Raw genomic sequence first — 5391 nt, forward strand, 5'->3', positions numbered from 1 at the left:
AAATAGATATGAAATAAAATCAAACGGTTTTATTTTTTATCGGACAATAATGTTTAAAAATAATAAAAATGTTACCAAATGTATAGCATTAGCAACAATATCAAAGTGATAAAACAAAAAAAGTGTCCCGAAATTCAGGACACTTTTAAAATAATTTGATAGAAACTATTTTTTATCTTCTGCTTTTTTAGCAGCACAGCAAGATTTTTTCTCACCAGATGCACAAGATTTTTTTTCAGCAGTAGTACATGATTTCTCTGTCTTCGCTTTATCTTTCTTTTTATCTTTTGGGGTTTCACTTGCATTTACATTCATTGACAATAAGAATGCTGCAAGAGCCATGATTGAAATTACTTTTTTCATTTATATCGTTTTTAAGTTAATATTCAGTTGAATAACAGTATCAAATATAGTTAATTTTACAACTAACAGAGTTCCTTTAACATTCTTTTTATGTTAAAATTTATTTTAAATATTTTATAATAATTTTAATAGTACTGCGTTCTAATAATAGTAATTTGCGTTAAATAATAATACTATGGATCTTATCAAAATACTTTGGGTTGACGATGAAATTGATTTACTTAAACCTCACATTTTATTTCTAGAAAAGAAAAATTATAAAGTAACCACTTTCAATAATGGACGTGATGCTGTTGATGCTTTTGAAGAAGGCAATTTTGATATTGTTTTTTTGGATGAAAATATGCCCGGAATGAGTGGCTTAGAAACACTTTCGGAAATGAAAGAGAAAAAATCATCCACGCCGATGATTATGATTACCAAAAGTGAAGAAGAATATATTATGGAGGAAGCCATTGGTTCTAAGATTGCGGACTATTTGATAAAACCGGTTAATCCGAATCAGATACTGCTATCCTTAAAGAAAAACCTAGACCACTCAAGACTAATTTCTGAAAAAACCACGCTCGATTATCAAAAGGAATTCCGAAAAATTTCTATGGAAATGGCCATGGTTAACAGCTATGAAGATTGGGTAGAACTCTATAAAAAGCTAATTTTTTGGGAATTAGAATTAGAAAATATTAATGACCAAAGTATGGTCGAAATTTTGGAAAGCCAAAAGGTAGAAGCAAACGCACAGTTTAGTAAATTCATCGAACGAAATTACGAAGGTTGGTTTGAACCAAAAGCCGATAAACCAATTCAATCACACACACTTTTCAGAGAATTAGTGGTTCCTGAATTAGTTAAAAAAGATACCCGAGGCGGAGCCGAACTGAGCAAAGCTAAACCCATACTTTTCGTTGTTATCGATAACCTTCGCTATGACCAGTGGAAAGTCATTGAAAGTGTTGTAGCAAAATATTATAAACTAGAAAAAGAAGTGCCTTACTTTGCTAGTTTACCAACGGCTACACAATATGCGAGAAACTCAATTTTTTCAGGTCTTACCCCTTTAGAAATGGAACAGCAATTTCCACAATACTGGAAAAATGATGTAGAAGATGGTGGCAAAAATCTATATGAAGCCGAATTTTTAACGGCACACTTAAAAAGATTAGGTTTGAATATCAAGCAAGAATATTTTAAGATTACGAATTTAGCTAACGGAAAAAAATTAGCTGAAAACTTCAAAGGACTAAAAGACAATGATTTAGTTACAGTAGTGTATAACTTTGTGGATATGCTTTCGCATGCTAAAACGGAAATGGACGTAGTGAAAGAATTGGCTTCAGATGATAAAGCGTATCGTTCACTAACATTGAGCTGGTTCAAAAATTCTCCGCTTTTAGAAATTATTCAACAAGCGCAAAAATTAGGTTTCAAATTGATTATCACAACCGATCACGGAACCATTAACGTAAAAAATCCTACCAAAGTTATTGGCGATAAAAACACCAGTTTGAACTTACGTTACAAAACTGGAAGAAGTCTTACCTATGAAGAAAAAGATGTCTATGCGGTAAGAGATCCTAAAAAAATTGGATTACCGACAATCAACATGAGTAGTTCTTATATTTTTGCAAAGAATGATTTGTTTCTAGCTTATGTAAACAACTACAATCATTATGTGAGCTACTATCGAAATACATATCAACATGGCGGAATTTCATTAGAAGAAATGATTGTTCCATTTTTAGTTTTTAATCCAAAATAAATATCGTTCGATTGCATTTTAGCAACTAAATGCTGAACACTAAACACTGAATACTAATTTTATGGAAATCATTTTTTCATTAGAAGAAATAAAACAAGTTGCCAAAAAAATTATTTTGGAAAAACCGCACAAGGTGATTCTTTTTCATGGCAATATGGGCGTTGGAAAAACAACTTTAATCAAAGCATTAGCAAAAGAATTAGGGGTGAATGACGCAACTAGTAGTCCAACATTTTCTATAGTAAACGAATATCAGGCAAATGATAAACTGCTGGTCTATCATTTTGATATGTATCGTTTGAAATCAGAAATTGAAGCTTTGGATATGGGAATTGAAGATTATTTATATTCTGGGAATTGGTGTTTTATCGAATGGGCAGAAAAAATTCCAAATTTAATCCCCGATGATTTTACAACAATAAACCTATTTCAAACTGCGGATGGTAAAAGAAGTCTCAAGATGGCATAGCAAAATCAGTACTAATCAAACTTTGCTATTGATTTTTAAAATTGAAATTGATTTTTGACGTTGAAATTGTAATTGTTTTTTTTCGTAATTTGGTGCAAAATTCACTCGCGCAGTATGGCTATTACCCCGTTTACTAAACAGCAACTTTTACCTCAGGAAGAAAAACTAGAAGTGTATCGTCATAAAAGCGAACTCTTTATCGGAATTCCGAAAGAAACTTCTTATCAGGAACGACGTATCTGCCTAACTCCTGATGCAGTTAATTCCCTTACGTCCCACGGTCACAAAGTAATGATTGAATCTGGAGCCGGATTAAGCTCAAGCTATACCGACAAAGAATTCAGTGATGCAGGAGCCACAATTACCAATGACACCAAAAAAGTATTTAGCTGCCCTATGTTATTAAAGGTTGAACCTTTAAGCATGGAAGAAATCGCACTTCTAAATAATGGTACAATCGTAATTTCTGCTATTCAATTAAAAACCAGAAAAAAAGAATACTTCGAAGCTTTATCTAAGAAAAAAATCACGGCCTTAGCATTTGAATATATAAAAGATGAAGATGGCTCTTATCCCGCCGTAAAATCTTTAAGCGAAATCGCAGGAACAGCTTCGGTTCTGATAGCAGCCGAATTAATGATTAACAACCAATTCGGAAAAGGATTATTACTCGGAAACATTACGGGGGTTCCTCCAACAGATATTGTAATTCTTGGTGCCGGAACCGTTGGTGAATTCGCTGCCAAAACCGCTTTAGGTTTAGGTGCAAGCGTAAAAGTTTTTGACAACTCGATAACCAAATTACGCCGACTTCAGAATAATTTGAACCAACGAATTTTTACTTCAACCATTCAACCAAAATCTTTATTGAAAGCGCTTCGGCGTTGCGATGTCGCAATTGGTGCTATGCGCGGTAAAGACCGTTGCCCAGTTGTAGTCAGCGAAACAATGGTAGAGCACATGAAAAAAGGAGCCGTTATTGTTGATGTCAGCATCGATACTGGAGGTTGCTTCGAAACTTCAGAAGTTACGACTCATGAAAACCCAACATTTATAAAAAACAATATCATTCATTATTGTGTACCCAATATTCCTTCGCGTTATTCCAAAACGGCCTCACTTTCCATCAGCAATATCATCACGCCTTATCTCTTACAAATTGCAGAAGATGGCGGTTTAGAAAGTGCTATCCGTTGTAATAAAGGATTAAAAAATGGCGTTTACTTATATCACGGCATTTTAACCAACAAAGCCATTGGCGATTGGTTCAATCTACCCGACAATGATATTAATTTGATTGTTTTTTAAAATTAATCATCATTATAATTTATTGGTTCTGTAACATTGATTACTTTTGCAAAAATTAATCTACTATGAAATAGCCAAGATAAAAATGATGCTAAATACATTCGTCATAGCTATTACATATGACAGATAGAAAACAATAAAAACTTACATATGAAATTTTACCAACGATTTGCCTACTATTTGGTAGGTTTGGTTATGGGATGCTTTTTTGTTGCTGCCGTCCTTGGAGGTAAAGATACGCGTTGCAATTATTTCCCTAATGCCAGAGTTTTAAATGACCTGAGAAATAAACCTTTTCAATATGACACCGAAGCTTCTCGCCGCCTTTCCGAAGATTGGGTAGATACTATAGATGTAAAAAACACACTAACTTATGGTGATGTTGACTTTGACGAAAGTAACAAACCAGCAGATGGCGGAAAATTATACGTCATCTACGGTAAGACAACCAAGAATCAAGAAATAACCTTAGAAGTCATCAATTATTCCGAAAAAGCAGTATTAAGAAATATCATCAAAACCAAAAAGTCAGACTAACTAGTTTGGCTTTTTTTTTGCATTCACGACAATTATTTGGGCGTGCCCCTTTGGCCTGACTTGAGCCTTTAGAAAGGGGCCGGGCTGTCCGTTATATCTTTTTACTGTACAACATTTGATTTAATGATAAACTTGTGCAAAACAGTAAAAAGGATGCCACTTCCATCCCTCACGCAACTCAATCCTTTTAAGAAACTACCCCTATCCGAATTACCTAGGTAGCAAACGAATCCTTTTGTGTGGCAGATACCATTTTAAACCCAGATAACGTGGATTAGCAATTCATGCCTCAAATAATAAACGAATTCCACTTGCACGAATTTCACAGCAGACTGAACCTGATTTCACAGGTAAATTAAACTACCTAGTTTATCAGCATGAATTAAAATTAGAAAAAGAAAAAGTATGAAAAACCTCAAAAGGATAAACGAACTTTAGTTCACCAAAAATACAAAACAAAAAAACTATCCAATAAAAAAATCATTTATCTAAGAAGTCAAAAGATCTACGCAAGTCTAAAAATCCATAAAACAAAAAACTCTATTCAAACAAATGAATAGGGTTTTAGAATCTGACACAAGTTCAGATCAAAAAAAGGCAGCGACATACGCTCCCACATAACTGCAGTACCATCTGCGCAGTCGTCCCGAAGTTTCGGGATTAACTTCTCTGTTCGGTAAGTCTTTAATTAATTTTTCTAAAAAATTTATAACAAAAAACCCTATCCAAATAAATGAATAGGGTTTTCTAAAAAAAAGGCAGCGAACCGAGGCCTTTGGCCGAACACGCTGCTCCTATAAAAAAAATAATCCCGACCAGTTTTGGTCGGGATTACTAAAAAAAGGCAGCGAACCGAGGCCAAAGGCCGAACACGCTGTACCTATAAAAAAAATAACCCTTCACTAAAAGTGAAGGGTTACTAAAAAAAGGCAGCGACATACTCTCCCACATAACT

General features: G+C 34.0%; 5 protein-coding genes. 4 read left to right on the forward strand and 1 reads right to left on the reverse strand.

What is annotated here, in order from left to right; translation table 11 throughout:
• Positions 1-165: 165 nt before the first annotated feature.
• Positions 166-363 carry a hypothetical protein gene (locus PSU83_RS00925; protein ID WP_300585697.1) on the reverse strand — a complete coding sequence of 66 codons (198 nt, stop codon included), beginning with the start codon at positions 361-363 and terminating at the stop codon, positions 166-168.
• A 175-nt stretch (positions 364-538) separates the two neighbouring features.
• Here PSU83_RS00925 and PSU83_RS00930 point away from each other — a divergent pair, with 175 nt between their 5' ends.
• The 4 genes from PSU83_RS00930 to PSU83_RS00945 all read left to right on the forward strand — a co-directional run bounded on the left by PSU83_RS00930 (position 539) and on the right by PSU83_RS00945 (position 4436).
• On the forward strand, positions 539-2122 hold the full coding sequence (locus PSU83_RS00930) for a bifunctional response regulator/alkaline phosphatase family protein (RefSeq protein ID WP_300585700.1): 1584 nt from the start codon (positions 539-541) through the stop codon (positions 2120-2122).
• A 61-nt stretch (positions 2123-2183) separates the two neighbouring features.
• Positions 2184-2591: a tRNA (adenosine(37)-N6)-threonylcarbamoyltransferase complex ATPase subunit type 1 TsaE gene (gene tsaE, locus PSU83_RS00935; protein WP_300585702.1), complete on the forward strand. Its 408-nt coding sequence runs from the start codon at positions 2184-2186 to the stop codon at positions 2589-2591.
• 114 nt (positions 2592-2705) lie between these two features.
• A complete protein-coding gene (locus tag PSU83_RS00940; protein WP_300585704.1) occupies positions 2706-3899 on the forward strand; it encodes an alanine dehydrogenase in 1194 nt (397 codons plus the stop codon).
• Positions 3900-4049: 150 nt separating this feature from the next.
• Positions 4050-4436, forward strand: a complete 387-nt coding sequence (locus PSU83_RS00945; RefSeq protein ID WP_300585706.1) for a DUF4258 domain-containing protein — start codon at positions 4050-4052, stop codon at positions 4434-4436.
• The last annotated feature ends 955 nt before the right edge of the window (positions 4437-5391 follow it).

The sequence above is a fragment of the Flavobacterium sp. genome, from assembly GCF_029945805.1.
Taxonomy (GTDB): Bacteria; Bacteroidota; Bacteroidia; order Flavobacteriales; family Flavobacteriaceae; genus Flavobacterium.

What these genes read in the sequence shown, in the direction of transcription:
- PSU83_RS00925 (WP_300585697.1), bottom strand. Translation starts at nt 363, where the DNA reads ATGAAAAAAGTAATTTCAATCATGGCTCTTGCAGCATTCTTATTGTCA.
- PSU83_RS00930 (WP_300585700.1), top strand. Translation starts at nt 539, where the DNA reads ATGGATCTTATCAAAATACTTTGGGTTGACGATGAAATTGATTTACTT.
- tsaE (WP_300585702.1), top strand. Translation starts at nt 2,184, where the DNA reads ATGGAAATCATTTTTTCATTAGAAGAAATAAAACAAGTTGCCAAAAAA.
- PSU83_RS00940 (WP_300585704.1), top strand. Translation starts at nt 2,706, where the DNA reads ATGGCTATTACCCCGTTTACTAAACAGCAACTTTTACCTCAGGAAGAA.
- PSU83_RS00945 (WP_300585706.1), top strand. Translation starts at nt 4,050, where the DNA reads ATGAAATTTTACCAACGATTTGCCTACTATTTGGTAGGTTTGGTTATG.